The organism is Rahnella woolbedingensis (genome assembly GCF_003602095.1).
GTDB lineage: Bacteria > Pseudomonadota > Gammaproteobacteria > Enterobacterales > Enterobacteriaceae > Rahnella > Rahnella woolbedingensis.
Window position 1 is genome coordinate 51,206 of record NZ_RAHH01000028.1, and the last position, 26,179, is coordinate 77,384.

At 54.0% G+C, this 26,179-nt stretch carries 26 protein-coding genes; 15 read left to right on the plus strand and 11 right to left on the minus strand.

Features of this window, described 5'->3' with window-relative positions:
• Positions 1–72: 72 nt before the first annotated feature.
• Entirely contained in the window at positions 73–2,238 is a 2,166-nt protein-coding gene (uvrD, locus tag D6C13_RS20300; protein ID WP_120134471.1) for a DNA helicase II, read from the plus strand.
• 121 nt (positions 2,239–2,359) lie between these two features.
• Here uvrD and D6C13_RS20305 read toward each other — a convergent pair whose 3' ends face one another.
• Positions 2,360–2,836, minus strand: coding sequence for a WbuC family cupin fold metalloprotein (locus D6C13_RS20305; protein ID WP_120134472.1), 477 nt, complete (start codon positions 2,834–2,836; stop codon positions 2,360–2,362).
• Positions 2,837–3,043: 207 nt separating this feature from the next.
• On the opposite strand from D6C13_RS20305, the gene ysgD reads away from it, so the two are divergent.
• From ysgD to D6C13_RS20315, 3 genes are all read left to right on the plus strand, one after another.
• Positions 3,044–3,100 (plus strand): YsgD/CorL family protein, encoded by a 57-nt coding sequence (ysgD, locus tag D6C13_RS26220; RefSeq protein WP_369921081.1) that lies wholly within the window; start codon positions 3,044–3,046, stop codon positions 3,098–3,100.
• A 167-nt stretch (positions 3,101–3,267) separates the two neighbouring features.
• On the plus strand, positions 3,268–4,218 hold the full coding sequence (corA, locus tag D6C13_RS20310) for a magnesium/cobalt transporter CorA (protein ID WP_104924058.1): 951 nt from the start codon (positions 3,268–3,270) through the stop codon (positions 4,216–4,218).
• A 152-nt stretch (positions 4,219–4,370) separates the two neighbouring features.
• On the plus strand, positions 4,371–5,423 hold the full coding sequence (locus D6C13_RS20315) for an AbrB family transcriptional regulator (RefSeq protein ID WP_425272731.1): 1,053 nt from the start codon (positions 4,371–4,373) through the stop codon (positions 5,421–5,423).
• Here D6C13_RS20315 and rarD read toward each other — a convergent pair.
• Together rarD and D6C13_RS20325 are read right to left on the minus strand one after the other, a co-directional pair.
• Positions 5,388–6,302, minus strand: coding sequence for an EamA family transporter RarD (gene rarD, locus D6C13_RS20320; protein WP_120134474.1), 915 nt, complete (start codon positions 6,300–6,302; stop codon positions 5,388–5,390). The two genes, D6C13_RS20315 and rarD, sit on opposite strands and share 36 nt — an antisense overlap.
• A 47-nt stretch (positions 6,303–6,349) precedes the next feature.
• Positions 6,350–6,832, minus strand: coding sequence for a thioesterase family protein (locus D6C13_RS20325; RefSeq protein ID WP_120134475.1), 483 nt, complete (start codon positions 6,830–6,832; stop codon positions 6,350–6,352).
• Positions 6,833–7,085: 253 nt separating this feature from the next.
• Here D6C13_RS20325 and pldA point away from each other — a divergent pair, with 253 nt between their 5' ends.
• From pldA to rhtC, 3 genes are all read left to right on the plus strand, one after another.
• The gene (gene pldA, locus D6C13_RS20330; RefSeq protein WP_120134476.1) at positions 7,086–7,964 is read left to right on the plus strand and encodes a phospholipase A; all 879 of its coding nucleotides are present in this window, start codon (positions 7,086–7,088) and stop codon (positions 7,962–7,964) included.
• A gap of 129 nt (positions 7,965–8,093) precedes the next feature.
• Positions 8,094–9,926: an ATP-dependent DNA helicase RecQ gene (gene recQ / locus D6C13_RS20335; protein WP_120134477.1), complete on the plus strand. Its 1,833-nt coding sequence runs from the start codon at positions 8,094–8,096 to the stop codon at positions 9,924–9,926.
• 41 nt (positions 9,927–9,967) lie between these two features.
• The gene (gene rhtC, locus D6C13_RS20340) at positions 9,968–10,585 is read left to right on the plus strand and encodes a threonine export protein RhtC (RefSeq protein ID WP_120134478.1); all 618 of its coding nucleotides are present in this window, start codon (positions 9,968–9,970) and stop codon (positions 10,583–10,585) included.
• A 63-nt stretch (positions 10,586–10,648) separates the two neighbouring features.
• On the opposite strand, the gene rhtB is transcribed toward rhtC, so the two are convergent.
• Positions 10,649–11,269 carry a homoserine/homoserine lactone efflux protein gene (rhtB, locus tag D6C13_RS20345; RefSeq protein ID WP_120134479.1) on the minus strand — a complete coding sequence of 207 codons (621 nt, stop codon included), beginning with the start codon at positions 11,267–11,269 and terminating at the stop codon, positions 10,649–10,651.
• A 121-nt stretch (positions 11,270–11,390) separates the two neighbouring features.
• On the opposite strand from rhtB, the gene pldB reads away from it, so the two are divergent.
• Together pldB and yigL are read left to right on the plus strand one after the other, a co-directional pair.
• Complete coding sequence (gene pldB, locus D6C13_RS20350) at positions 11,391–12,383, plus strand: lysophospholipase L2 (RefSeq protein ID WP_120134480.1); 993 nt, start codon at positions 11,391–11,393, stop codon at positions 12,381–12,383.
• 48 nt (positions 12,384–12,431) lie between these two features.
• A complete protein-coding gene (gene yigL / locus D6C13_RS20355) occupies positions 12,432–13,241 on the plus strand; it encodes a sugar/pyridoxal phosphate phosphatase YigL (protein ID WP_120134481.1) in 810 nt (269 codons plus the stop codon).
• 61 nt (positions 13,242–13,302) lie between these two features.
• Here yigL and glpT read toward each other — a convergent pair whose 3' ends face one another.
• From glpT to D6C13_RS20370, 3 genes are all read right to left on the minus strand, one after another.
• Positions 13,303–14,655 (minus strand): glycerol-3-phosphate transporter, encoded by a 1,353-nt coding sequence (gene glpT / locus D6C13_RS20360; RefSeq protein WP_120134482.1) that lies wholly within the window; start codon positions 14,653–14,655, stop codon positions 13,303–13,305.
• 238 nt (positions 14,656–14,893) lie between these two features.
• Entirely contained in the window at positions 14,894–15,460 is a 567-nt protein-coding gene (locus D6C13_RS20365) for a DcrB family lipoprotein (protein ID WP_120134483.1), read from the minus strand.
• A 125-nt stretch (positions 15,461–15,585) separates the two neighbouring features.
• The gene (locus D6C13_RS20370; RefSeq protein ID WP_120134484.1) at positions 15,586–16,257 is read right to left on the minus strand and encodes a 7-cyano-7-deazaguanine/7-aminomethyl-7-deazaguanine transporter; all 672 of its coding nucleotides are present in this window, start codon (positions 16,255–16,257) and stop codon (positions 15,586–15,588) included.
• A 238-nt stretch (positions 16,258–16,495) separates the two neighbouring features.
• Between D6C13_RS20370 and tusA the strand changes: the two genes are divergently transcribed.
• On the plus strand, positions 16,496–16,756 hold the full coding sequence (gene tusA / locus D6C13_RS20375) for a sulfurtransferase TusA (protein ID WP_120134485.1): 261 nt from the start codon (positions 16,496–16,498) through the stop codon (positions 16,754–16,756).
• Between the two features lie 51 nt (positions 16,757–16,807).
• Here the strand turns inward: tusA and D6C13_RS20380 are convergent, their stop codons facing one another.
• Together D6C13_RS20380 and D6C13_RS20385 are read right to left on the minus strand one after the other, a co-directional pair.
• Entirely contained in the window at positions 16,808–19,165 is a 2,358-nt protein-coding gene (locus tag D6C13_RS20380) for a zinc/cadmium/mercury/lead-transporting ATPase (RefSeq protein ID WP_120134486.1), read from the minus strand.
• A gap of 224 nt (positions 19,166–19,389) precedes the next feature.
• Entirely contained in the window at positions 19,390–20,016 is a 627-nt protein-coding gene (locus D6C13_RS20385; protein WP_120134487.1) for a lysoplasmalogenase, read from the minus strand.
• 218 nt (positions 20,017–20,234) lie between these two features.
• Between D6C13_RS20385 and D6C13_RS20390 the strand changes: the two genes are divergently transcribed.
• Positions 20,235–20,597 carry a DUF2500 domain-containing protein gene (locus D6C13_RS20390; protein ID WP_120134494.1) on the plus strand — a complete coding sequence of 121 codons (363 nt, stop codon included), beginning with the start codon at positions 20,235–20,237 and terminating at the stop codon, positions 20,595–20,597.
• A gap of 9 nt (positions 20,598–20,606) precedes the next feature.
• On the opposite strand, the gene D6C13_RS20395 is transcribed toward D6C13_RS20390, so the two are convergent.
• Complete coding sequence (locus D6C13_RS20395; protein WP_013577475.1) at positions 20,607–20,885, minus strand: DUF1145 family protein; 279 nt, start codon at positions 20,883–20,885, stop codon at positions 20,607–20,609.
• A gap of 1 nt (position 20,886) precedes the next feature.
• A complete protein-coding gene (rsmD, locus tag D6C13_RS20400; RefSeq protein ID WP_120134488.1) occupies positions 20,887–21,498 on the minus strand; it encodes a 16S rRNA (guanine(966)-N(2))-methyltransferase in 612 nt (203 codons plus the stop codon).
• Between the two features lie 226 nt (positions 21,499–21,724).
• Here rsmD and ftsY point away from each other — a divergent pair, with 226 nt between their 5' ends.
• From ftsY to rpoH, 4 genes are all read left to right on the plus strand, one after another.
• A complete protein-coding gene (ftsY, locus tag D6C13_RS20405; RefSeq protein ID WP_120134489.1) occupies positions 21,725–23,242 on the plus strand; it encodes a signal recognition particle-docking protein FtsY in 1,518 nt (505 codons plus the stop codon).
• A 5-nt stretch (positions 23,243–23,247) separates the two neighbouring features.
• Positions 23,248–23,910: a cell division ATP-binding protein FtsE gene (gene ftsE / locus D6C13_RS20410; protein ID WP_095924229.1), complete on the plus strand. Its 663-nt coding sequence runs from the start codon at positions 23,248–23,250 to the stop codon at positions 23,908–23,910.
• Positions 23,910–24,890: a permease-like cell division protein FtsX gene (gene ftsX, locus D6C13_RS20415; protein WP_120134490.1), complete on the plus strand. Its 981-nt coding sequence runs from the start codon at positions 23,910–23,912 to the stop codon at positions 24,888–24,890. Before ftsE ends, ftsX begins: the two co-directional genes overlap by 1 nt.
• Positions 24,891–25,208: 318 nt before the next feature.
• Positions 25,209–26,066 (plus strand): RNA polymerase sigma factor RpoH, encoded by an 858-nt coding sequence (rpoH, locus tag D6C13_RS20420; RefSeq protein ID WP_120134491.1) that lies wholly within the window; start codon positions 25,209–25,211, stop codon positions 26,064–26,066.
• The last annotated feature ends 113 nt before the right edge of the window (positions 26,067–26,179 follow it).

Genomic DNA, 26,179 nt, shown 5'->3' on the forward strand with positions numbered 1-26,179 from the left:
TACTCTGTATAAATTCACAGTAGAAAAGCATTCACGTGGTGAGTGTTTTTCTCATCCTGACAAACGGTGCCTATGGACGTTTCTGACCTGCTCGACAGCCTGAATGAAAAACAACGTGAAGCCGTGGCCGCGCCGCGCAGCAATCTGTTGGTGCTGGCCGGGGCAGGCAGTGGCAAAACCCGCGTGCTGGTTCACCGCATCGCGTGGCTGCTGGCAGTCGAAAAGTGCTCGCCGTATTCCATTATGGCGGTGACTTTCACCAACAAAGCGGCGGCGGAAATGCGCCACCGTATCGACCAGCTGATTGGCACCAGTCAGGGTGGCATGTGGATCGGTACCTTCCACGGCCTTGCGCACCGCTTGCTGCGTGCGCACCATCTGGACGCTAATCTGCCGCAGGATTTCCAGATCCTCGACAGTGACGACCAGATGCGTCTGATTAAGCGTCTGATCAAAGCGCTGAACATCGACGAGAAACAATGGCCGCCGCGCCAGGCAATGTGGTACATCAACGGCAAAAAAGACGAAGGTCTTCGCCCGCAGCACGTTGAGACTTACAACAATCCTGTCGAAGCGACCTGGTTACGCATCTATCAGGCCTATCAGGAAGCCTGTGACCGCGCCGGGCTGGTGGATTTTGCCGAGTTACTGCTGCGCGCCCATGAACTCTGGCTGAACAAGCCGCATATTTTGCAGCATTACCGCGAGCGCTTTACCAACCTGATGGTGGACGAATTCCAGGACACCAACAGTATTCAGTACGCCTGGATCCGTCTGCTGGCGGGCGACAATAATAACGTGATGATCGTTGGCGACGATGACCAGTCGATCTACGGCTGGCGCGGTGCGCAGGTTGAAAACATCCAGCGCTTCCTGAAAGATTTCCCGAATGCAGAAACTATCCGTCTGGAGCAGAACTACCGTTCGACCAGCACCATTCTGAAAGCTGCCAACTCGCTGATTGAAAACAATAACGGTCGTATGGGCAAAAACCTGTGGACTGAAGACGGCGAAGGCGAACCGATTTCACTGTATTGCGCATTCAACGAACTGGATGAATCGCGCTTTGTGGTTAATCGTATCAAAACCTGGCAGGACAACGGCGGTGCGCTGAAAGATTGCGCCATTCTTTACCGCAGCAATGCCCAGTCGCGTGTGCTGGAAGAAGCGTTGTTGCAGATGGCGATGCCATACCGAATTTATGGCGGGCAGCGGTTCTTTGACCGTCAGGAAATCAAAGATGCGCTGGCGTATCTGCGTCTGATGTCCAACCGCAATGATGATGCGGCGTTTGAGCGCGTGGTGAATACCCCGACGCGCGGCATCGGTGACCGCACGCTGGATGTGGTGCGCCAGACGGCCCGTGACCGTCAGCTCACCATGTGGCAGGCTACGCGTGCATTGTTACAGGAAAAGGTGCTGGCAGGCCGTGCAGCGTCATCCCTGCAACGTTTCACCGAACTGGTCGACGCACTGGCGCATGAAACTTCAGACATGCCGCTCCACGTGCAGACTGACCGGGTGATCAAAGATTCCGGCCTGTTCATCATGTATGAGCAGGAAAAAGGCGAAAAAGGCCAGGCGCGAATCGAAAACTTAGAGGAACTGGTGACGGCAACGCGTCAGTTCAGCTATCAGGATGAAGACGAAGATCTTATGCCGTTGCAGGCGTTCCTGTCGCACGCCGCGCTCGAAGCGGGTGAAGGGCAGGCGGATGCCAATCAGGACGCCACGCAACTGATGACGTTGCACTCGGCCAAAGGTCTGGAGTTCCCGCAGGTATTCATCGTCGGTATGGAAGAAGGCATGTTCCCGAGTCAGATGTCGCTCGAAGAAGGCGGGCGTCTGGAAGAAGAACGTCGTCTGGCGTACGTTGGCGTCACCCGCGCCATGCAGAAACTGACCCTGACTTACGCCGAAACCCGCCGCTTATATGGCAAAGAAGTCTCCCATCGTCCGTCCCGTTTTGTCGGTGAATTACCGGAAGATTGTGTCGAAGAAGTCAGGATGCGCGCTAATGTGTCGCGTCCGATGAGCAACCGCAGCGTCGGCACGCCAACCAGCGTCAGCGATACCGGCTTCAAACTCGGCCAGCGCGTGACACATCCTAAATTTGGCGAAGGTACCATCGTCAACATGGAAGGCAGCGGCGAGCATAGCCGCCTGCAAGTGGCGTTCCCGGGCGAGGGCATAAAGTGGCTCGTTGCCGCCTACGCCAGGTTAGAAGCCGCAAGCTAGCTTACTGGTGCTTTTGAGCTTGGGCAGTGCTCGCAATCCTCACGTACTTTAGTACGCTCCGGTTGCTGCGCGCTGTCCGCACTTAAAAGCCCTGCGCCGCTGACGCTTGCACAGCGGTGTATTAAAGGGCGAAAACCTCACCCACTTCGGCTTTCGCATACCATTCCAGCGTTTCTTTTACGCCTTCTTCGCCTTCCGGCGGAGTACCTGGCAGATAATCTTGTTCCTGCACCGGCTGATACGCGCCATGTTTCACTTCAAAAATCACGCCGCCTTCGTCGAGGGATAACACGCTGTGCCAGGTGTTGACCGGGATTTCCAGCAGCCGGGTTTCTGCGCCGAGCCACAGACGGTCGGTGACTTTGCCGCTATTATCGTAAATCAGCACCAGAAAACGTCCGCGCAGGGCGGTCAGCATTTCCCACGTGTGCGGATGGCGGTGGATGCGCACGTAGGTACCCGGTTCCATCGCAATCGCCAGACGTTGCACGTCATCTTCCGGTGCCGGATGGATATTAAGATTCTGGCGCAGTCGCGGGGAATGAGCGGCTTTAGTGATCAGATCACACAGCGTGTCCTGGTTTATTTGCTTAATCATTATGAGTCTCTGCCTGAGAAGCGATGGGAACGGGAAAATCCAGTGCCTGAGTGTAGCCAAAAAAACGGTCAGACATAAGCCGGGAAAGGTTATCAACACCGTCTGAAATTTATGCATAAATGTTGCCAGAATAGATTTGTTCACGGTTGACAGTCTTTTTATTACCGGCGTAACATGCGCGCACTATTATCAATGAGGAACTGCGCCTTGGACACACCCAGTAGATACTGGCTCAATAACCTGTTTTCCAGGTACCACTTCTAAGGCCCTCCTCATTGCTGATGGCCTTAGTGGTTGTCAGCGACCCCCGTTCTGTCGCTGTGAGTCAGATCTGACGTTGGTCTGAATTACGTCGGTGACATTTTTCACTCCGTGATTTTCTGTGCTTCAACGCGTTGTCCACTTTCCGTAATTTTTGGGAGAACGGGCACATGCTGAGTGCTTTTAAATTAGAAAACAGCCGCTTATCCCGTTTAGAGCTGGACGAGTCAGACGATCTCAAAACTTCATTGTGGGTCGATCTGGTGGAGCCTGACGAGCAGGAACGTGAGCGCGTTCAATGTGAATTAGGGCAAAGCCTGGCGACGCGTCCTGAACTGGACGACATCGAAGCCTCTGCACGTTTCTTTGAAGACGAAGACGGCCTGCACATTCACTCCTTCTTTTATTACGAAGATGCCGAAGACCATGCGGGCAACAGCACCGTCGCATTTACCGTGCGCGAAGGCCGTCTGTATACCCTGCGTGAGCGCGAGTTACCGGCGTTTCGTCTTTATCGTATGCGTGCCCGTAACCAGAAACTGGTCGACGGCAATGCGTACGAACTGCTGCTGGATTTGTTCGAAACTAAAATCGAACAGCTGGCGGATGAAATTGAAAACATCTACAGCGATCTGGAAAAACTCAGCCGCGTAATCATGGAAGGGCATCAGGGCGACGAATATGACGCCGCGCTGTCCACGCTGGCAGAGCTGGAAGATATCGGCTGGAAAGTCCGTCTGTGTCTGATGGATACCCAGCGCGCACTGAATTTCCTGGTGCGTAAAGCCCGCTTACCGGCAGGTCAGCTGGAGCAGGCGCGCGAAGTGTTACGCGATATCGAATCCCTGCTTCCGCACAACGAATCTCTGTTCCAGAAAGTGAACTTCCTGATGCAGGCGGCGATGGGCTTTATCAACATCGAACAGAACCGCATCATCAAGATTTTCTCGGTGGTATCCGTCGTATTCCTGCCGCCAACGCTGGTGGCATCCAGCTACGGGATGAACTTCGAATTCATGCCTGAGCTGAAATGGTCATTCGGTTATCCGGGAGCGATTGCACTGATGATCCTCGCCGGTCTGGCACCTTATCTGTACTTCAAACGTAAAAACTGGTTATAACCGGCCAGACAATATTTCTCCCTCTCAGGCGCGTTCTGAGAGGGAAATTCCTGCGTTGTTTCCCCCCTCGGTTCCCTCCGGTGTTTGAAATATGTTAATAAAGAGCGGCGAATTCTCTTAACTACAGACCAGAAATCATGTTGATGGAAAGGATGGCTCCGGCGGGCCAGTGGTTTATCCTCGTTGTTGCCTCGCTTGTGCTAGGCATTATTTTTCAGACCTTCCATGTGCCAGCCGCACTGTTACTGGGGCCGATGATTATCGGCGTCATCATGGGGCTGCTGGGTGCCAGCGTGCGTATCCACCCGCTGTTTTTCAAAATTTCTCAGGGTATTTTGGGTTGTATGATTGCCCAAAGCCTGTCGCCGTCGATATTACCTCCGTTACTCAATGACTGGCCGCTGGTGCTGATGGTGCTGGTCGCCACGCTGCTGGCCAGCGGGCTTTCCGGCTGGCTGCTGGTGCGTTTTAGTCAGTTACCCGGCCCGACCGGTGCGTGGGGCTCATCCCCTGGCGGTGCCAGTGCCATGGTGGCCATGGCCGGGGATTTCGGGGCAGATGTGCGTCTGGTGGCGTTTATGCAGTATCTGCGCGTGCTGTTTGTTGCCACGGCTGCCGCATTTGTTGCCCGCATGGCGATGGGCGACAGCGCATCGCTGGCGGCTGCGGTAGTGTGGTTTCCGCCGCTGACGTGGCGCTTTTTCGCCACGGTATTTCTGGCGCTGGCAGGCGTCTGGCTCGGGCCGCGTTTGCGTATTCCTTCCGGCGCATTGCTGCTGCCCGCAGTGGTCGGTGCGGTCTTACATTCCACCGGTACCGTGACGTTAGAAGTGCCGGAATGGCTGCTGGCGATGGCTTACACGCTGATTGGCTGGAGTGTCGGCCTGCGGTTCACGCGTCCTATTTTCAAACTGGCATTGCGCACACTGCCGCAGATGATCGCATCGATTATCGGGCTGATGCTGATTTGCGGCGGTATGGCGTGGGTGCTCACCAAATTGCTGGGCGTGGATATGCTGACGGCGTATCTGGCGACCAGCCCGGGCGGGCTGGATACCGTGGCAATTATTGCGGCGGGGAGCCATGCGGATTTAGGGTTTGTGATGGCGATGCAGACGTTGCGTCTGTTAACCATTCTGGCGACCGGTCCGGCGATGGCGCGCTTTATCTCACGCAGCGCTGTGCCCGTTTCTTCCTCGTCGTAAACGTCCCTGCGTGTAGAGCGCATCGGTGATAAAGCACAGCAGCCCCATCCAGATAAAGCCAAAGGTGATGAGCTGCGACGTATTAACGGTTTCACCGTAGAACACTACCGCCAGCAGGAACATCAGCGTCGGGCCGAGATACTGGAAAAAGCCCAGCGTTGACAGTTTCAGGCGGGCGGCGGCGGCGGTGAAGAACAGCAGCGGAATGGTGGTAATAATCCCGGCGGCCATCAGCAGTAAATCCAGCGACCACGGATTAGCAGCCAGATTGCTGGTCGGACTGTTGGCGATAAAGAACAGATAGACTCCCGCAACCGGCAGCAGCCACAGCGTTTCAATCAGCATGCCGGTTTGCGAATCGACACTGATTTTTTTACGCAGCAGACCGTAAAAGGCAAACGTCAGTGACAGCCCGATGGCAATGATGGGTACCGACCCAAAAATCCACACCTGAATCAGTACCCCGGCGAAAGCCAGCGCGACAGCAAACCACTGCAAACTCCGGAACCTTTCCCGCAAAAACAACATCCCAAGCACCACATTCACCAGCGGATTGATAAAGTAGCCTAGGCTGGCTTCCAGAATGTGGTCATGATTTATCGCCCAAATAAAAATCAGCCAGTTCCCACCGACAAGCAGGGCGGTAATCAGTAACATGCCGACTTTCTTCGGTTGTGCCAGTACCCGCCGGACATCGCCCCAGCTGCGGCTGACGGAGAGCAGCACTAACATAAAGAAGAATGACCAGATAACCCTGTGAGTCAGAATTTCGTCAGCGGGCACCTGTTTGATCAGCTTGAAGTACGCCGGGGCGACTCCCCAGATCAGATAGGCGATAAAGGCAAAAATAACACCTTGCCGGGTACGTTGTGCGTCCATGAGGTACCTGAAAAAAGAGTAAGGAAAGAAGCGGAGTTTACCTGATTTCAGCCGACCATATAGGTCGCCGTGGTCGTGGCGATATGAATGCCGGTGTCACTGTGCAGATCGACACGTGCCACCGAAACTTTATTCCCGGCGCGGACCAGGCTTGCGCAAGCAATAAAGTAATCACCACGACCCGGACGCAGATAATCCACGCGCAAATCGATGGTACCCATTTTTGATAACCGCTGGCGCATTTCCGCTTCCAGCAACGGGTGATCGAGTTTGTCGCGGCGGATAAGCGAACTGGTCACGCAGACCAGTCCGGCGGCGACATCCAGCACTGCCGCAATCACACCGCCATGCAGGATTTTTTGTGCAGCATTGCCCACCAGTTTGGTCTGGTTGGTAAATTTTAACTCTGCGTAATCGCAGTCGAGACGTTTCAGTTCGAGGCCCAGTTCGCGGTTAAACGGCATATCGTAAACGAAAATATTGCCGATCAGTTGCAGGGCGGCCTCGTGGCTGAGAGATGAAGCAGACATGAATGAATTCCTGACGAAAACGAGTGGACCGTATGTTCGCCGAAAAAGTTAACGAAGTGTTGATTTTAGGTGCGGGTTAAAGGGATTACTACCTGACGAACGATAAATGTATTACATATTCATGTGGAAATGTATTTGCATGTAAAATACTCTGCTGCGAGATTTTAGGTTTTAGCCAGTAATTTACCGGTCAGAAAGCGGGATTTTTTTCAAAAATAGTTCATCAATAACTTTAGGGCGAGGATAAGGAATAATGCGTAAAAATTGGGCTGTCGGGGCCACGTTGTTGGCGTTGCCATTAGCAGGCTTTGCAGAAGAAGCCACGGTACAGGAAGTGCATGATAAACCTGCTGTGCGCGGAAGCATTATTGCGAATATGTTGCAAGAGCACGACAACCCTTTCACCTTGTATCCTTACGAACCGAACTATCTGCTGTATACCGATACCAGCAATATCAATAAGAAAGCGATTCAGTCTTATGATTGGGCGAACGAAGCAAAACATGACGAAGTGGCTTTCCAGCTTAGCCTGGCATTCCCTTTATGGCGGGGTATTGCGGGTGATAACTCGGTTCTTGGTGCCTCTTATACTCAGAACTCTTTCTGGCAGCTCTCCAACCGCGCCGCGTCTTCGCCTTTTCGTGAGACCAACTACGAACCGCAGCTCTTCCTCGCCTGGGCAACGGATTATGATTTCCTCGGCTGGACACTGCGTGAAGCAGAATATGGCGTCGTCCATCAGTCTAACGGCCGCTCAGACCCGACTTCCCGCAGCTGGAACCGCGTGTACGCCCGCTTCATGGCGCAACACGGCAACTGGCAGGTGGATTTAAAACCGTGGTATCGCATTCCTGAAAGCGATGAAAACGACGATAACCCGGACATCAACAAATACATGGGTTATTACCGCCTGAAAGTGGGCTATGCGTGGGGCGACAGCGTGTTCAGCGTGGAAAGTCGTTACAACTGGAACACCGGCTACGGCGGCGCAACCACCGGCTGGAGCTACCCGATTTCCAAACAGGTTCGCTTCTATACTCAGGTCTTCAGCGGGTATGGCGAATCCCTGATCGACTACAACCATAAGCAGACCCGTATCGGCGTCGGTATCATGCTTAACGACATCATGTAATCCCCGGCATACGTCTGGTTGCAGTTGCGTTAGCTGCATCGCAGATAATTTAGGGTATATTATGTCGGTGCAGTACAGCCCCGGCGGCTTTTGGGCTTAGCCGGGTGGTTTGAACAGTTGGGGAATTGAGTGTCTACGGCGGCAGTGATAAACAAAGAAGAGCTGGCTCATCAGGTATTACGCGATACCTTCGGCTATCAGCAATTCAGACCAGGCCAGCAAACTATCATCAACACCGCCATTTCTGGCCGGGATTGTCTGGTAGTCATGCCAACAGGCGGCGGCAAATCGCTGTGCTATCAAATCCCTGCACTGGTGATGGACGGCCTGACGCTGGTCGTTTCGCCGCTCATTTCCCTGATGAAAGATCAGGTCGACCAGTTGATGGCGGCGGGCGTTGAAGCCGGTTGCCTGAACTCGACGCAGACCCGTGAGCAACAGCTGGAAGTGATGGCCGGTTGCCGCGCGGGACGCATCAAAATGCTGTATATCGCGCCGGAACGCCTGATGATGGGCGATTTCCTCGAACAGCTGCAACAGTGGAATCCGGCGATGCTCGCCGTGGATGAAGCTCACTGTATTTCCCAATGGGGCCACGATTTCCGTCCGGAATACCGTGCGCTGGGCCAGCTGAAACTGCGCTATCCGCAGTTACCGGTGATTGCGCTGACCGCAACCGCCGATGAAGCCACCCGTAACGATATTGTCCGGTTGCTGGAACTGAACGATCCGCTGATTGAAGTCAGCAGTTTCGACCGTCCGAATATCCGTTACACGCTGGTGGAAAAATTTAAGCCGCTCGATCAGCTGATCCGCTTTGTGCAGGATCAGCGCGGCAAAAGTGGCATCATTTACTGTAACAGTCGCGCCAAAGTCGAAGACACCGCCGCCCGTCTGCAAAGTCGCGGCCTGAGCGTGGGTGCGTATCACGCCGGACTGGATAACGAAACCCGCGCCCGCGTGCAGGAAGGTTTTCAGCGCGACGATTTGCAAATCGTGGTCGCCACCGTCGCCTTCGGTATGGGCATTAACAAACCTAACGTGCGTTTTGTGGTGCACTTCGATATTCCGCGCACCATAGAGTCCTATTATCAGGAAACAGGCCGTGCCGGGCGTGATGGTCTGCCTGCGGAAGCGGTGCTGCTTTACGATCCGGCAGACATGGCGTGGCTGCGCCGTTGTCTGGAAGAGAAACCGGCGGGGGCGCAGCAGGATGTGGAACGCCACAAACTGAATGCCATGAACGCCTTTGCCGAGGCGCAAACCTGTCGCCGTCTGGTGCTGCTCAATTACTTTGGCGAAGGCAAACAGAACGCCTGTGGTAACTGTGACGTGTGCCTGGATCCGCCAAAACGCTACGACGGTTTGCTGGACGCGCAGAAAGCGCTGTCCGTCATCGCACGCGTCGGACAGCGGTTTGGTCTGGGTTATGTGGTGGAAGTCCTGCGCGGCTCGAACAATCAGCGCATCCGCGAATACGGTCATGAAAAGCTGTCGGTCTACGGTATCGGTAAAGAACACAGTAACGAGCACTGGACCAGCGTGGTGCGCCAGCTGATCCACCTCGGGCTGGTGATGCAAAATATCGCCATGCACTCCGCCCTGCAACTGACCGAATCGGCGCGTCCGGTTTTGCGTGGCGAAATCCCATTGCAGCTGGCGGTACCCCGAATTCAGACGCTGAAGATTAAAAGTACTTCCCGCCAGAAAACGTACGGCGGAAATTACGATCACAAGCTGTTTGCCAAATTGCGTAAGCTGCGTAAGTCACTGGCGGATGAAAATAATGTGCCGCCGTACGTGGTGTTTAACGACACGACGCTGCTGGAAATGGCGGAGCATCTGCCAATCAGCCCGAGCGATTTGCTGGATATTACCGGCGTCGGGCAGCGTAAGCTGGAGAAATTCGGGCGACCGTTTATGTCCATGATCCGTGACCATATCGATAACGGCGACGAATAAGAATTCTGTTCCCTACCTACACATAATACAGAGAGTTAATCATGCTGATGTTATTCCTGACGGTTGCGATGGTTCATCTGATCGCGCTGATGAGTCCGGGGCCGGACTTCTTCTTTGTTTCACAAACCGCGGCCAGCCGGTCGCGTAAAGAAGCCATGATGGGTGTGATTGGTATTACGCTGGGCGTTCTGGTTTGGGCTGCCGTTGCGCTGATGGGCTTACATTTGCTTCTGCAAAAAATGGCCTGGCTGCATCAGATTATCACCGTCGGTGGCGGCCTTTATCTGTGCTGGATGGGCTGGCAGTTGCTGAAATCTGCGCGTGCGAAAAAGCAAAGTGGCGATGACACGCCGGTGGCATTGCCCGCCCGTGGTCGCACATTTATGCGTGGACTGCTGACCAATCTTTCGAATCCTAAAGCCGTGATTTATTTTGGCAGCGTGTTCTCCATGTTTGTTGGCGACAGCGTCAGCGGTGGCGAGCGTCTGGGGATATTCCTGCTGATCGTCGTCGAAACCCTGGCCTGGTTCTCGTTAGTGGCACTGGTTTTTGCCCTGCCGAAAATGCGTCGCGGGTATCAGCGTCTGGCGAAATGGATTGATGGTGTGGCGGGCGTGGTGTTTGCGGGCTTTGGTATCGCGCTGATCGTAAATCGCTGATTAAAACGTTCTGCATAAAAAAGGGTCCGGTGTTTTACCGGACCCTTTTTGCATTTCAGTGATTTACACTTTTCGCGCACTGGCCAGTAATACGCCCACCAGCATAAACAGCGAACCGAAAATACGGTTCAGCAGTTGCATCTGTTTTGGCGCTTTTACCCAGTTAGCGATACGGGTGGCCAGCGTCGCATAGCCAATCATCACAATGATATCGACCACGACCGTTGTCGTGCCCAGTACCACGTATTGTGCAGCCTGCGGCTGGTGAGCAATGATAAACTGTGGAAATAGTGCAGCGAGAAACACAATGCTTTTCGGATTGGTCAGGTTCACCAGAATGGCGCGTTTGAACAAACGACGGCGCGGCATGCTGCTGGCGAGCGCGTTCAGGTCAATTGCACCGGCAGAGCGCCACTGGCAAATACCCAGCCAGATTAAGTACGCCGCGCCGAGCCATTTGAGAATTTCAAAGGCCATCAGCGAGGATGAAATGAGTGCGCCCAGCCCGATACCCACCAGTACGATGTGGATGGTTAAACCCAGCTGTAATCCGGCAATCGAGGCCACGGCACCACGATAGCCGTGGCTGATGCCCGTACTCATGGTATTAATTGCGCCGGAACCGGGTGATAAACTTAAAATAGAAGTGGTGAGCAGGTAGGTTAACCACCAGTCCAGTGTCATTGCGAGACTCCCTGAGTACGTTTTAGGTTGTTTTATGGCACAATACGCCATTGTCTATAATTGCGCTATAACTCACAAATAACACTTTCCTCCTCCCCGTTTGACGACTTTGGATCATTGAATGCCTGTGAATTTTGCGAAGTGGTTAACACGTGAGAAGGAGTTTGCTGCCTTTGCGACCGGGCCTTTGCTGGATTTCTGGCGGACACGCGAAGAAGGTGAGTTTAGCGGCGTTGATGATGTGCCAATCCGCTACGTCCGGTTTTGTTCGCCTGAACACGATAAAGTCATCGTGGTGTCACCGGGGCGTATAGAAAGCTACGTAAAATATCCTGAAGTAGCCTACGATTTATTCCATTGCGGCTACGATGTCATGATTGTCGATCACCGCGGGCAGGGGCGTTCCGGGCGTATGCTCGACGATCCGCATTGCGGACATGTGAAACACTTTGACGATTATGTCCAGGATTTCGACAGCTTTTATCAGCTGGAGATTGCGCCGCGTCAGTACACTAAAAAGTTCGCACTGGCACACTCCATGGGCGGTGCGATCCTGGCGCTGTATCTGGCGAAAAATCCGCAGAATTTTGATGCCGCGGCATTGCTCGCGCCGATGACGGGTATTTATCTGCCGATGCCGGGCTGGTTATCACGCCGCATTCTAAACTGGGCGGAGAATCGTCCGGTTCGTCGCGATGGTTATGCGCTGGGTACCGGACACTGGCGGCCGTTGCCATTTGTGGTCAACCGCCTGACGCACAGCCGGGCACGTTATCGCCGCAATCTGCGTTTTTATGCCGATTACCCGGAGTTACAGGTCGGCGGACCTACCTATCACTGGGTGCGTGAAGGGATTGAGGCGGGGATGCATATCCTGCAAGAAGCCGAAAAAATCACCACTCCTGTTCTTTTATTGCAGGCGAGCGAAGACCGTGTGGTGGATAACCGGTCCCATCTTGCTTTTTGTCAGGCCATGGCCGTTGCGGGGCACCCTTGTGAAGGGGAAAAACCGCTGGTCATCGAAGGCGCGCGCCACGAGATCCTGTTTGAACGGGACGACCTGAGGGCACCGGCGCTGGACGCTATCATGCGCTTTTTTGCGCGACAGCTTTAATCCGCGGTTCGCCGCGCACAACTCCATCAGAGGTTAGAACCTAACGCTATGTACCATGTTGTTGCTTCCGATTTAGATGGCACGCTGCTATCACCTGATCATACCCTGAGCCCGTTCGCTAAAGAGACGCTGAAACTGCTGACACAGCGCGACGTGCATTTCGTGTTCGCCACCGGGCGTCACCATATCGACGTGGCGCAGATGCGCGACAATCTGGAAATCAGTGCGTACATGATCACCTCCAACGGTGCGCGCGTGCATAACACCGACGGCGATCTGATTTTCTCGCACAATCTGGATGAAGATATCGCCAGAGACTTGTTCGGCATCATGCATAACAACCCAGATATTCTGACCAACGTTTATCGCAACGATGACTGGTACATGAACCGTGACCGTGCTGATCAGGATGATTTCTTCCGCGAATCCGTTTTCAAATACAAACTGTTTGAACCGGGTTTGCTGGAAACCGACGGCATCTGCAAAGTGTATTTCACCTGTGAAGATCACGAAAAACTGCTGCCGCTGGAAGAAGCGATCAATGCGCGCTGGGGTGACCGTGTGAACGTCAGTTTCTCACTGCCGGTGTGTCTGGAAGTGATGGCGGGTGGCGTATCGAAAGGCCATGCGCTGGAATATGTTGCCAAGCTGATGGGCTATTCGCTCAAAGATTGCATCGCGTTTGGTGATGGTCTGAATGATCTTGAAATGCTGACGATGGCCGGTAAAGGCTGTCTGATGAGCGGTTCATTGCCGCGTCTGAAAGCGGCCATGCCGGACGCCGAAATCATCGGCTCCAACGCCGATGACGCCGTACCGCATTACCTGCGCAAGATGTATCTGGCTGAAGAAAGCTAATCCGCAGTAAAACCAAAGCAGGGTTTTCACTCTGCTTTGGTTCCCTTATTACCCTCTCAAATCAACCATTTCTCGCCAGCTGCGCCTTATGTTTGTTCTCACTCAGCATGGTCAGTAACAGCAGCAGAACGGCCAGAACGCAACCGGCGATCATCACGATAAAACCGCCGTCCCAGCCAAAGTAATCCACGGTGTAACCGACAATCGCACTGGCCGCAACCGAGCCGCCCAGATAACCAAACAAACCGGTAAAGCCTGCCGCTGTTCCGGCCGCTTTCTTCGGTGCCAGTTCAAGCGCATGTAAACCAATCAGCATGACCGGACCGTAAATCAGGAAGCCGATGGTGATCATACACGCCATATCAATACCCGGATTGCCGACCGGATTCAGCCAGTACACGACGGTGGCGATAGTCACCAGCACCATGAAGAACACGCCGGTTGCGCCGCGGTTGCCTTTGAATACTTTGTCTGACATCCAGCCGCACAGCAGCGTGCCGGGGATCCCAGCGTATTCATACAGGAAATACGCCCACGAAGATTTATCCAGCGCGAAATGTTTCACTTCTTTCAGGTATGTCGGTGACCAGTCGAGAATGCCGTAGCGCAGCAGGTAGACAAACACGTTAGCCAGTGCGATGTACCACAGCAATTTGTTCGGCAAAATGTACTGCATGAAAATCTGTTTCGCCGTCAGTTCCTGCTCGGCAGACTCTTTCACATAGTCCGGCGGATAATCGTTTTTGTACTCTTCAATCGGTGGCAGACCGCAGGATTGCGGCGTATCACGCATGGTCATGAAGGCAAACACGGCCAGCAGGATCGCGCCAAAAGCGGGCATATACAGTGCTGCGTGCCAGTCGTTAAACCACGCCATACCGAGCAGGAACAGCAACGGAGGAATACCGCCACCGACGTTATGCGCGCAGTTCCATACCGACACCACGCCGCCGCGTTCTTTCTGCGACCACCAGTGCACCATGGTGCGACCGCACGGCGGCCAGCCCATTCCCTGGAACCAGCCGCACAGGAACAGCAGCACAAACATGATGGCGATGCTTGACGTTGCCCACGGCACGAAGCCCATAAACAACATCACCGCCGCTGCCAGAATTAAACCGGCAGGCAAAAACACGCGCGGATTCGAGCGGTCAGACACCGAACCCATAATGAATTTTGAGATGCCATAAGCGATGGAAATCCCGGATAACGCAAACCCGAGATCGCCACGGGAGAAGCCCTGATCAATCAGATAAGGCATGGCGAGCGCGAAGTTTTTGCGTACCAGATAGTAGGCCGCATAACCGAAGAAAATCCCCATGAAGATTTGCCAGCGGAGACGGCGGTATAGCGGATCGATGTGAGCCTCATCAACAGGAGCTTTGTGGGGCGCGGGTTTAAAGATACTGAGCATAAATGCCTCCGATGGCATAAATCAGGTCGGACTCATCATGAGCCACGGACGAAATGGCGGAGCCAGTGTGTTCTAAAACGAACATCATTTTAGCCAATCGCGCACAAACGAACTGTGATTTATGACGGAATTGTTACATTTATATTACAACGGAGGCGGGGTTTGTGAGAATGAGTAACAACATAAGACAAAAAAGGCGGAGCCTGAGCTCCGCCTGATAGCTTCATAACGACTGAAATTACTGGATTTTCAGCGTATTGATAATAGCTTCTGCATCAATCTGCGCCTGCTGCTGATTATCCGCCGGCAGGGTGATTTGCATGGTCAGCAAATGGCTGTCGACTTTGCCCAGCACGATGGAAGAATAAGCTTTCTGGCCCGCAGACGTGATCACGGTGTCCAGCTGTTGCAGTGTCTGACCATTCACCTGAATAGATTTATTGGTCACAATCTGCAGATTAGTATCACGGGCTTTTTGCTGGTCCTGTAAACGACCTGCCAGAACGTCGAGTGATTCGGTGGTGTTATCACCCAGGATCACAATCACGGCTTTCTGACCGGTGCTGTCAGCGTATACGTGCATATTGTTGGCCTGAGTGCCCAGCTTGCCGCTCTGGTCGCTCATACCCTGCGGCAGGGAGAAGGTGACTTTACCTTCCAGCAGGCTGACCGGCGCGGATGCTGCCGTTGCGGCGGCGGCTGGCGCACCTTTATCGGCGGCAGGTGCGTCGGTGGTTTTACCGTCACACGCAGCCAGACCGGCGATCAATACTGCCATTCCCATCATTTTCGCGATATTACGCATCGGGCTTCCTTAAGTGGCCTGTTCACCAGGCTTACATGTTGACTTAACAGCCTTTATGGCAACCTATTCAGGCCATAAATGCAAGTCAGATTATGGCGCGATTTGTATCTTAGCGGCGAACAATTTTAGTGCGCGCGGATGGCAGAATGCGGGTTATTTCCCTGCACTGATAAACGCTTGAGCAGCATATTCAGCAGCATGCCGTACATCGGCAGGAAGAACACCAGGCAGATCAGCACCTTGAACGTATAATCCACCATCGCGATTTCCACCCAGTGCTGCGCCATAAAAGTATCGGTACTTTTGTAGAAAGCGATGAAGAAGAAGGACAACGTGTCGCTGATATTGCCGAGGAACATCGAGGCCACCGGCGCAATCCACCAGCGGCGGTTCTGACGCAGACGGTTGAACACGTGAACGTCGAGAATTTGTCCCAGCACATAGGCCATAAAACTGGCGATGGCGATACGGGCGACCATGATATTCAGGCTGCTAAGCGCTTGCGCGCCCTGCCATTGGGCTTCAAAGAATAACGCCGAGATGACATAGGAAATGGCCAGCGCAGGCACCATCACGGAAAGTATGATCCGTCGTGCCAGCGGCGCGCCAAATATACGCACGGTCAGGTCAGTTGCCAGGAAAATGAACGGGAAAGTGAACGCGCCCCAGGTGGTATGAAAACCAAAAATGGAAACGGGCAGCTGAACCAGATAGTTACTGGAAGTAATGATGGCAATGTGAAATAGCGAAAGCCATATCAGCGCGGAAAACCGCTGCTGAGCAGTAAAGGAGTACATATATGTGACCTTTTTTTATGAACAGATTGGGGTGAGGGAACCCAAGAATATTTTTACTTTCGCAGCGGTTACCGCGTGCGGCGCGCATAGTAACTGTTTGCACACCGTTTGCGCAACAGATCCAGCGGTTAATTTTAGCGCAATGCGCCGTGTTTGTTGCGCCAGAAAACCAGCGGGTTAAACTATCCGCCTTTGCCAGACAACCGCCCATTCACGTACGAAGACGTTGAGAAACAAAATGACCGATCCTTTTATCAACCCTGACCACAGCCTCGACGCGCTGGGTCTGCGTTGCCCGGAACCTGTAATGATGGTTCGCAAAGCGGTACGCACCATGAAAGATGGCGAAACACTGCTGATCATCGCTGATGATCCGGCAACTACCCGCGATATTCCCGGTTTCTGCCGTTTTATGGAACATACGCTGTTAGCGTCGGATACCGAAACTCTGCCGTATCGTTATTTACTGTGTAAAGGTCTGGTCGAAAAACAGGGCTGAGTGTTCAGCCCTGAGTCTTGTGTCCTTCGATTAAGTTCGCTTCGGTTAAGTTTATTTCGATTTATTGCGCAACAGCCTCAGCGCATTGGCGGTAACCAGCGCCGTTGCGCCGGAATCTGCCAGTACAGCCAGCCACAATCCGGTCAGCCCCATCAGCGTGGTGACCAGAAAAATCGCCTTCAGTCCCAGCGCAATCGTAATGTTCTGACGGATGTTCGCCCGCGTGGCGCGGGAAAGGCTGATCATCTGCGCCAGCCCGCTCAGACGGTTGTGAGTCAGTGCCGCATCTGCCGTTTCCAGCGCGACGTCCGTACCGCTTCCCATCGCAATACCAATGGTTGCGGCTTTCATCGCCGGTGCATCGTTGATGCCGTCACCGACCATCGCCACCGGTTTCTGCGCATTCAGCGCGGTGACTGCCGAAACTTTATCCGCAGGCAGCAAACCCGCACGGAAATCAATACCCAGGCGGTCGGCAATGGTTTTCGCCGCACGCGGATTGTCACCGGTCAGCATCACTGCCGACACGCCGAGCGCTTTGAGTTTCTGTAAGGCTTCTGCGGCGTCATCGCGCAGGCGATCCTGCATCGCAATCAGGCCGATCGCGTTATTTTCCTGCAACACCACCACTACGGTTTTCCCGGCAGATTCCCAGTCAGTTATTTGCGCAAGAGATTCTGTTGTCAGACTGTTTCCGGCCACACTTTTAGGCGCCAGCACCTGAATCTTACGACCTGAAACTATCCCTTCCACGCCAGAGCCTGCCAGCGCGCGGCGATCCTGCGCCGTGAGCGGTAACGGATGACTGATTTTGGCACGGGTTAAAATCGCCTGCGCCAGCGGATGATGCGACCCTTCTTCCACTGCTGAAGCCAGACTTAACACTTCGCCTTCACTGGCACCGTTCAGGGTTAAAACGTCGGTAACTTCCGGTTTACCTTCGGTCAGCGTACCGGTTTTATCCAGCGCAACAGTCTGAATCAGTGCCAGTTGTTCCAGCGCCGCACCGCCTTTGATTAAAGCGCCCTGACGCGTCGCCGCAGCCAGTCCGGAGGTGATCGCCGCCGGAGTCGAAATCACCAGCGCACAAGGGCAGCCAATCAGCAGCAGCGTCAGCCCGCGATAAATCCAGGTTTCCCACGACAGCCCCATCGCCAGCGGCGGAACGATAATCACCAGCAGCGCCATCAGCATAATGACCGGCGTGTAATAGCGGCTGAAAGTATCGAGGAAACGCTCGATCGGTGCACGGCGTTCGTCAGCTTCTTCAATCAGTTGCAGAATACGGTCGATGGCGCTGTTGCCGGGCGCGGAGGCCACTTCCAGATGCGCGAGGCGGTCAACGCACAGGCTGCCCGCCGGGACTTTCTCACCGGGCTGGCGGTCAACAGGCACCGATTCCCCGGTCAGGGCACTTTCATCGAAACTGGCAGCGCTTTGCAAAATGGCATCGGCAGGCAGACGTGCGCCAGCAGCGATTTCAATCACGTCGCCGGGACGTAAACTGCTGACCGGCACGGTTTCAGATTTGCCATTCACCACGCGAACGGCGGTATCGGGGATCAGCGCCATCAGCGATTTCACACCACTGCGTGCCCGGTTAGCGGCAAAGGATTCAAGCCGTTCGCCGACCATAAACAGCAGCAGCACCATCGCCGCTTCGGCGGTAGCACCGATAAACAGCGCGCCAATGGCGGCAATGCTCATCAGCGTTTCGATAGCGAAAGGCGAGCCTGAACCGGTCTGACGAATGGCCTGACGAAGCACCGGCCACAATCCCACCAGCGTAGTGGCGATAAAGGCGAACTCACCCAGTTTCGGGTTGAAATGGTCGAGCATCCAGCTCAGCAGCATCAGAACCGAAAGAATGATCAGCGGGAGTGCCTCTTTCCGGCGGGACTCTTCCGGCTGCGGGGTAGTTTGTTTTTTATCGAGAGATTGCAGAGTGAAACCTGCGGCGGTAACGGCATTTTGTACGGTTTGCGTGATGTCAAAACCGGCATCAATCACCAGTTTTTCTGTCGCAAAAAGAACTTTGGCGCGGCTGATACCGTCAATGCCGGACACGGCATTTTCGATCTTTCGGGCACACGCAGGACAATCCATGCCTTGCACCTTCCAGCTGTATTGCTGGCTGCCGGAGAGCGGCGCGCTGGGGTCATCTTCGCCCGGCGAGCCTTCTGTGCTGCCGCCATCTGAGGTGTGTGAGTGCTCACCTGTTTTCGGGGCACAGCAATTGTCTGAAGGAGTAGCGCAGGCGGCAGTCGCCAGCGGAGCTTTGTCACTGCAACAGCCGGCGGGATGCGTGCCGGACTGCACGGGCGCACTGATTTTGTTGATATGCAGTCCAGGCGCGCGTTTGCCCTGACATCCGCAGCTACAGCTGTTGTTATTTTTCATGGGGATCATAAAGCCTCCGGTTCGAAACCGAGTGGAATTACCCCCATTGTAAACGTTGGAGTTAGCTCTAAGGTCAAGCAATTTTAATCCCCTTCATATTTCGAGCTGCAGATGCGTTAGCTGCCCTCAGTCACCCGAATCACTTACCTGAGTAAGCTCATCGGGATCCTTCAGTTGCCGCCTTTCTGCAACTCGAATTATTTTGGGAATTGTATTCAGTGTTATTGAATCATTTACAGGTAAAGCGACCGGACAATCAGGAAGTGACCGCCGAAGTAGCAGGCGGCGACCAGCGCGTCCGCCGCGCGGAACTTGAAACGGTAGCGGCTGACCAGCCACAAAATATTCCCGAGCAACAGCAGCACCGTACCGCAAAACAGCGAAAAGGCCATATCGGTACTGCGTGCGAAATACTGCTCGCCCGCCAGCCAGACCATCAGCAGCGTCATGGCGATGTAAGTGGTCACTGCCCAGCGGAGCTCGGCCAGTCGCGTCCAGATCACTGCCAGCAATATGGCGCCGATAATCAGCAACGTCAGCGGCAATGGCCAGAAAAACGTAATGGTCATCTGGCTGGCGAAACTCAGCGTATACAGCAGATGCGAGAGGAAGAACGCGCCGATGGCGTACATGAACCGCTCTTCCGGCAGCAGCAACAGGCCATCTGCCACCAGCGTCGCCGCCAGTCCCAGCAGGATCAGATAGCTGTAAACATTAAGCGTGGGTGCCTGCCAGGCAAGCAAAAGCAGCAGCAATAACGTGACGGGTTTAAATACCCAACGCTGCCAGCGCGGTCCGCGATAGCTGGCATCAACGAACAACCAGCCAGAGAAAAATACAGCGAGGAATGGCCAACTCATTGTTTATCCTTATTATGTTTCGGAACAGAAAATCAAACTAACGCAAGAATCTGCCTTCAGGAAAACGCATCCTGTTTCCCTGTACTTATCCTCAGTGTAGGAGAGTCGCTATGCCGGCGACAATCAGAAATCCCTGTATCGGACTGTGTGACCTGTTCCCCTGTGGTAAATTGGACAGATTGATTCCTGTTTTTATCTTCAGCGAAGCCATCCGGATTATGAATAAACCCCCGATGATTTTTATTTTGTTTGTTCTGGTGATTGCGATTTTCGCCACCCGTCAGTATTTCCAGCAGCGGCGGACGAATGCTGAAAATGATGCTGCGCCGCCGCGTTCGGTCAGCGTCGAGGTTACCGCCAAACGCGAATATCTATCCCCGAACCGTCGCTCACGTCAGCGCGAACATATTCCGGTCGAAGATAAGAAATACGAAGGATATTTCAAACCGCTGAGTGGCGGTTCAGAAATTAAATTGCAACTGGATGAAACAGCCTATAACGCACTGGCGAAGGGACAAAAGGGCGTATTAACCGTGAAAGGAACGCGGTTTGTGACCTTTACGGCGCAGGACGCGCCGTAAAGCGGAGAACTATTTTTTAGCAGGGAGCGGCGGCTGTTTTTTCTGCCACGCCATCAGCTCGAAAACGCCAAACAGGAAAATACGGGTTTGCAGCCACGGACCGATGGTGTCCTTTTCCTTGCCCTGCGTGGCTTTAAGCAGCATCACCTGCAGGCCGTGCATGAAGAACATGAACACAATCGCCACGTCTAAAAAGTATTTGATCGGCTTCGGGAAAGGGTGGATCAGGTTAAACGCCAGAAACGCCCAAATACATAACATCAATAACCGACCAATATTGATCAACATCTTACAGCTCCTGTTCTGGTGAGCCGGTTTCAGGCGTCACATCGCGATGGTAAAGACGATAAGCAACTTGTCCGGCGACTTTTTCGCGGTGCAGTCGCCAGCTGGCGGGCACATCCAAAGTCCCGTGCTCGGCTTCTGTTTCGACATAAATCCAGGCTTCATCAGCCAGCCACTGGTTTTGCTCCAGCAGGTTCAGGGTGTCTTGCAGAATGCCTTTACGGAAAGGCGGATCGAGGAAAACCACATCAAAGGCATTTCCGGCTTTTGCCAGCCAGTTCAATGTATTGACGTTAAATACTTTCGCATCACCGGCGTTTAGCAGCGCCAGGTTTTTCTCTAACTGTTGCGCAACCGGGCGTTCGAACTCCAGCAATGTGGCGCTCGCCGCGTAGCGTGACAATGCTTCCAGACCCAGTGCGCCGCTGCCTGCAAAACAGTCCAGACAATGCGCGCCCTGTAAAACCGGCGCCAGCCAGTTAAACAGCGTTTCGCGTACGCGATCGGTGGTCGGGCGCAATCCCGGACTGTGTGGAACCGGAAGTTTGCGTCCGCGCCATTGTCCGCCAATAATTCGGATCTGGCCTGCGGCGGGAGTGTTGGGTTTCTTTGCCATAGTTCGCTTGTGTAATTCAAAGCCGTCGGGCTTCGTTGCATATCGTTTGGAAGGCTATTCTACCGGTGTGCGGGCATTGGGCAAATGTTTAACATTGTCGGTTGAAAAACCCCCTGAATTCAATACGCGGGCGTGTTGCCGGAAAGGGAAAGTGATAGACTGCCTGACCATAACCTTATTAATAATCCGTTCGCCAGTCATTAACGGCGAGGAGTGAAGTTGTAAAATGGCAAAAGATAAAAAACGCGGTTTCTTCTCCTGGTTTGGCCGTGGCCGTCAGGAAGAAGAGCAGCAGAAAGAAGAAGTCCGCGAAGAACTGCCGGTTGTTGAAGAACAACTGACTGAAACGCCTCTGCGTGAAGAACCCGCAGAAGAACCGGGTGTGCCGGTTGAACAGCATCCGGGCGAATGGGATGCCGCGGCATCGGCGGAATCCGCCGCTGAAATCGCGCCTGTGACTGAACCGGCCCCGCACGTCGAACCTGAGCCGGAAATTGAACCTGAGCCAGAAATAGTACCTGAGCCAGAAGTGGAACCCGAGCCTGAAATCGCGCCGGAACCGCTCAAAGATCCTGAACCGGTTCGCGAGCAGGCCGCAGTTGCGCTGGCTGAAGAAATTGTTCACATCACTGAGCAGGTTGCCGCGCAGCCTGCGGTGGTTGAAGACGAGTTTGTTGAATCGTCAGAGGAAATCGCCGAAGACGAACGTCTGGACGCCATTGATTATGTAGATGATGCCGTCGCTGCTGAAGAACCGCTGCCGGTGGCGCTGGATCCGATCGTCGTTTTACCTGCCGGTGAAACGGAGCAGGAACGTCCGACCAAAGAAGGTTTCTTCGCGCGTCTCAAACGCAGCCTGGTCAAAACCAAGCAGAATCTGGGCTCCGGTTTTGTCGGCCTGTTCCGCGGTAAGAAAATCGACGATGATCTGTTCGAAGAGCTGGAAGAACAGCTGCTGATCGCCGACGTTGGCGTCGAAACCACCCGTAAAATCATTGCTTCGCTGACCGAACACGCATCGCGCAAACAGCTGAAAGACGCTGAGGCGCTGTACGGTAAGCTGAAGGAAGAAATGTCCGAAATACTGGCGAAAGTAGACGAGCCACTGGATGTCAGCGGGAAAACCCCGTATGTCATTCTGATGGTGGGTGTAAACGGCGTCGGTAAAACCACCACCATCGGTAAAATGGCGCGCCAGTTTGAAGCGCAGGGTAAATCTGTGATGCTGGCCGCGGGAGATACCTTCCGTGCAGCAGCCGTTGAACAGTTGCAGGTCTGGGGTCAGCGCAACAAGATCCCGGTGATTGCGCAGCATACCGGTGCGGATTCCGCGTCTGTTATCTTCGATGCCATTCAGGCGGCGAAAGCCCGTAATATCGACGTGCTGATTGCTGATACCGCAGGGCGTCTGCAAAACAAAGCGCACCTGATGGAAGAGCTGAAGAAAATTGTTCGTGTGATGAAGAAGCTCGACGAAGATGCGCCGCATGAAGTGATGCTGACGCTCGACGCCAGCACCGGCCAGAACGCGGTAAGTCAGGCGAAATTATTCAACGAAGCCGTCGGGCTGACCGGGATAACGCTGACTAAACTGGATGGCACCGCGAAAGGCGGCGTGATCTTTGCCATCGCCGATCAGTTCAGTATTCCGATCCGCTACATTGGTGTCGGTGAAAGTATCGAAGATTTAAGGCCGTTTAAGGCAGACGATTTTATTGAGGCACTTTTTGCCCGAGAGGATTAATACGGATGATTCGCTTTGAACAGGTCAGTAAAGCTTATCTGGGCGGACGACAGGCGCTTCAGGGCGTCAACTTTCACATCCAGCAAGCGGAAATGGCATTTCTGACCGGACACTCAGGCGCGGGTAAAAGTACCCTGCTCAAGCTGATTTGCGGCATTGAGCGCCCGAGTGCCGGACACATTTTGTTTGGCGGCCATGACATCAGCCGTCTGAAATCCAGCGAAGTGCCGTTCCTGCGTCGTCAGATCGGCATGATCTTTCAGGATCACCATCTGCTGATGGATCGCACCGTCTATGACAACGTGGCGATGCCGCTGATCATTTCCGGCGCCAGCAGTGAAGATATCCGCCGCCGTGTTTCTGCGGCGCTGGATAAGGTCGGATTACTGGATAAAGCGAAAAACCTGCCCATTCAGCTTTCCGGCGGTGAACAGCAGCGTGTGGGCATCGCCCGCGCGGTGGTGAACAAACCTGCGGTGCTGCTGGCGGATGAACCTACCGGTAACCTGGATGGCGAACTGTCAGAAGGCATTTTGCGTTTATTCGAAGAATTTAACCGCGTGGGCGTCACCGTTCTGATGGCGACGCATGATGTGGGTCTGATTGCCCGTCGTAATTACCGCACGCTGACGTTAAGTCAGGGGCGTATGTCGGGAGGGATGTACTAATGGCGAACAGTCCAAACCCGGCGAAAACCGCAAAAAGCGCCCGCGCAGCAAAAAGCAAAGCGTTGCAGGGCGGCTGGCGCGAACAGTGGCGCTATGCGTGGATGAATGCGCTGGCTGACATGCTGCGTCAGCCGCTGGCGACATTGCTCACGGTGATGGTGATAGCTATCTCCCTGACGCTGCCGAGTGTCTGTTATCTGGTGTGGAAAAATGTCAGTACGGCGGCTGAACAATGGTATCCGACGCCACAGCTGACCGTGTATCTCGATAAAGCGCTGGATGATGACGCCGCAGAAAACGTGGTGAAGACCCTCAAAACCGAAGCGGGGGTGGATAAAGTTAACTATCTGTCCCGTGAAGAAGCGATGGGTGAATTCCGCAACTGGTCAGGCTTTGGTGGCGCGATGGACATGCTGGAGCAAAATCCGTTACCGGCGGTGGCTATCATCACGCCTAAAATGAATTTCCAGGATTCTGCAACACTCAACACATTGCGTGATCGCGTGGCGGCTGTGCATGGTGTTGATGAAGTGCGCATGGACGACAGCTGGTTTGCGCGTCTTGCGGCGCTCACCGGGCTGGTTGGGCAAATTGCCGCGATGATTGGTGCTCTGATGGTGATCGCCGTCTTCCTGGTGATTGGTAACAGTGTGCGTCTGAGCATCTTCAGCCGCCGCGATACTATCAACGTCATGAAGCTGATTGGTGCGACCGACGGGTTCATTTTAAGGCCGTTCCTGAACGGCGGGGCGATGCTGGGTTTCACCGGCGCATTGCTGTCGCTTATCCTCTCCGAAGTGCTGGTACTGCGGCTTGAGAGTGTGGTGACGCAGGTGGCGCAGGTCTTCGGTACCACCTTTGACCTGCACGGTCTGGGCTGGGACGAAAGCTTACTGCTGCTGATTGTCTCCGCCATGATTGGCTGGATTGCCGCCTGGCTGGCGACGGTTCAACATTTACGGCGATTTACACCACAGTAGCGATAATTTGCTATAATGTTCCCCTGCTGCTCAGTCTTTGTGTACAGGGGAACAGCCGTTTCTTGCTTTATCGTCCCATCATTTTCCTGCTTCCCCTGCAATGGCACAAATTCACTATCCAATAGTCAGTCTGTCACATACAGTCTTCAGACTGTTGCATCTATCCGTGAACTTTATGTAAAATTCGTGGTCGAAGAGCAGCGAATATGAAGGGCTCGGCGTTGCTTTGTTGTCGCCAATAATGGCCAGCAACGTAGCGGTATCATCCCGCAGCAACGTGGTATAAAACCTGCATTACGTCATACATGAGAGGCTTGAATGACCAAAGAAATGCGCACTTTAGCATTAGTACCCCAAGGTAGCCTGGAAGCCTATGTTCGGGCGGCCAATACCTATCCTATGCTCACCGCAGAGGAAGAACGGGCGCTGGCTGAGCGGCTGCATTACGACGGTGACCTGGAAGCAGCGAAAGAGCTGATCCTGTCTCACCTGCGCTTTGTTGCTCACATTGCCCGTAACTATTCAGGCTACGGTTTGCCACAGGCAGACCTTATTCAGGAAGGGAACATCGGCCTGATGAAAGCGGTTCGTCGCTTTAATCCGGAAGTGGGTGTGCGTCTGGTGTCCTTTGCCGTGCATTGGATCAAAGCCGAAATTCACGAGTATGTGCTGCGTAACTGGCGCATCGTGAAAGTCGCTACCACCAAAGCGCAGCGTAAATTGTTCTTTAACCTGCGCAAAAACAAACAACGTCTGGGCTGGTTCAGTCACGACGAAGTGGAGCACGTTGCTCGCGAACTGGGTGTGACCAGCAAAGATGTGCTGGAAATGGAATCGCGCATGGCCGCTCAGGACATGACGTTTGATCCGACCCCGGACGATGAACCACGCGACGGCGCAGCGATGGCACCGATGCTGTATCTGCAAGACAAGAGTTCTGACTTTGCAGAAACCATCGAAGAAGATAACTGGGATCAGGACGCGACCGACAAACTTTCCTATGCAATGGAAGGTCTGGACGAGCGCAGCCAGGATATCATCCGTGCCCGCTGGTTAGACGACGACAACAAATCGACCCTGCAGGAGCTCGCCGACAAATACGGTGTGTCCGCAGAACGTGTTCGTCAGCTGGAAAAGAACGCGATGAAAAAACTGCGTATGGCGATCGAAGCCTGATCCCACTGCGCCAAAACGAAAAAGCGACCTGCGGGTTAATGCCGATCGTTTAAGGATCAGTTGACCGATCCGGTGGCTCGTGTAAAAAGGGTTCATGCTCAACATGGACCCTT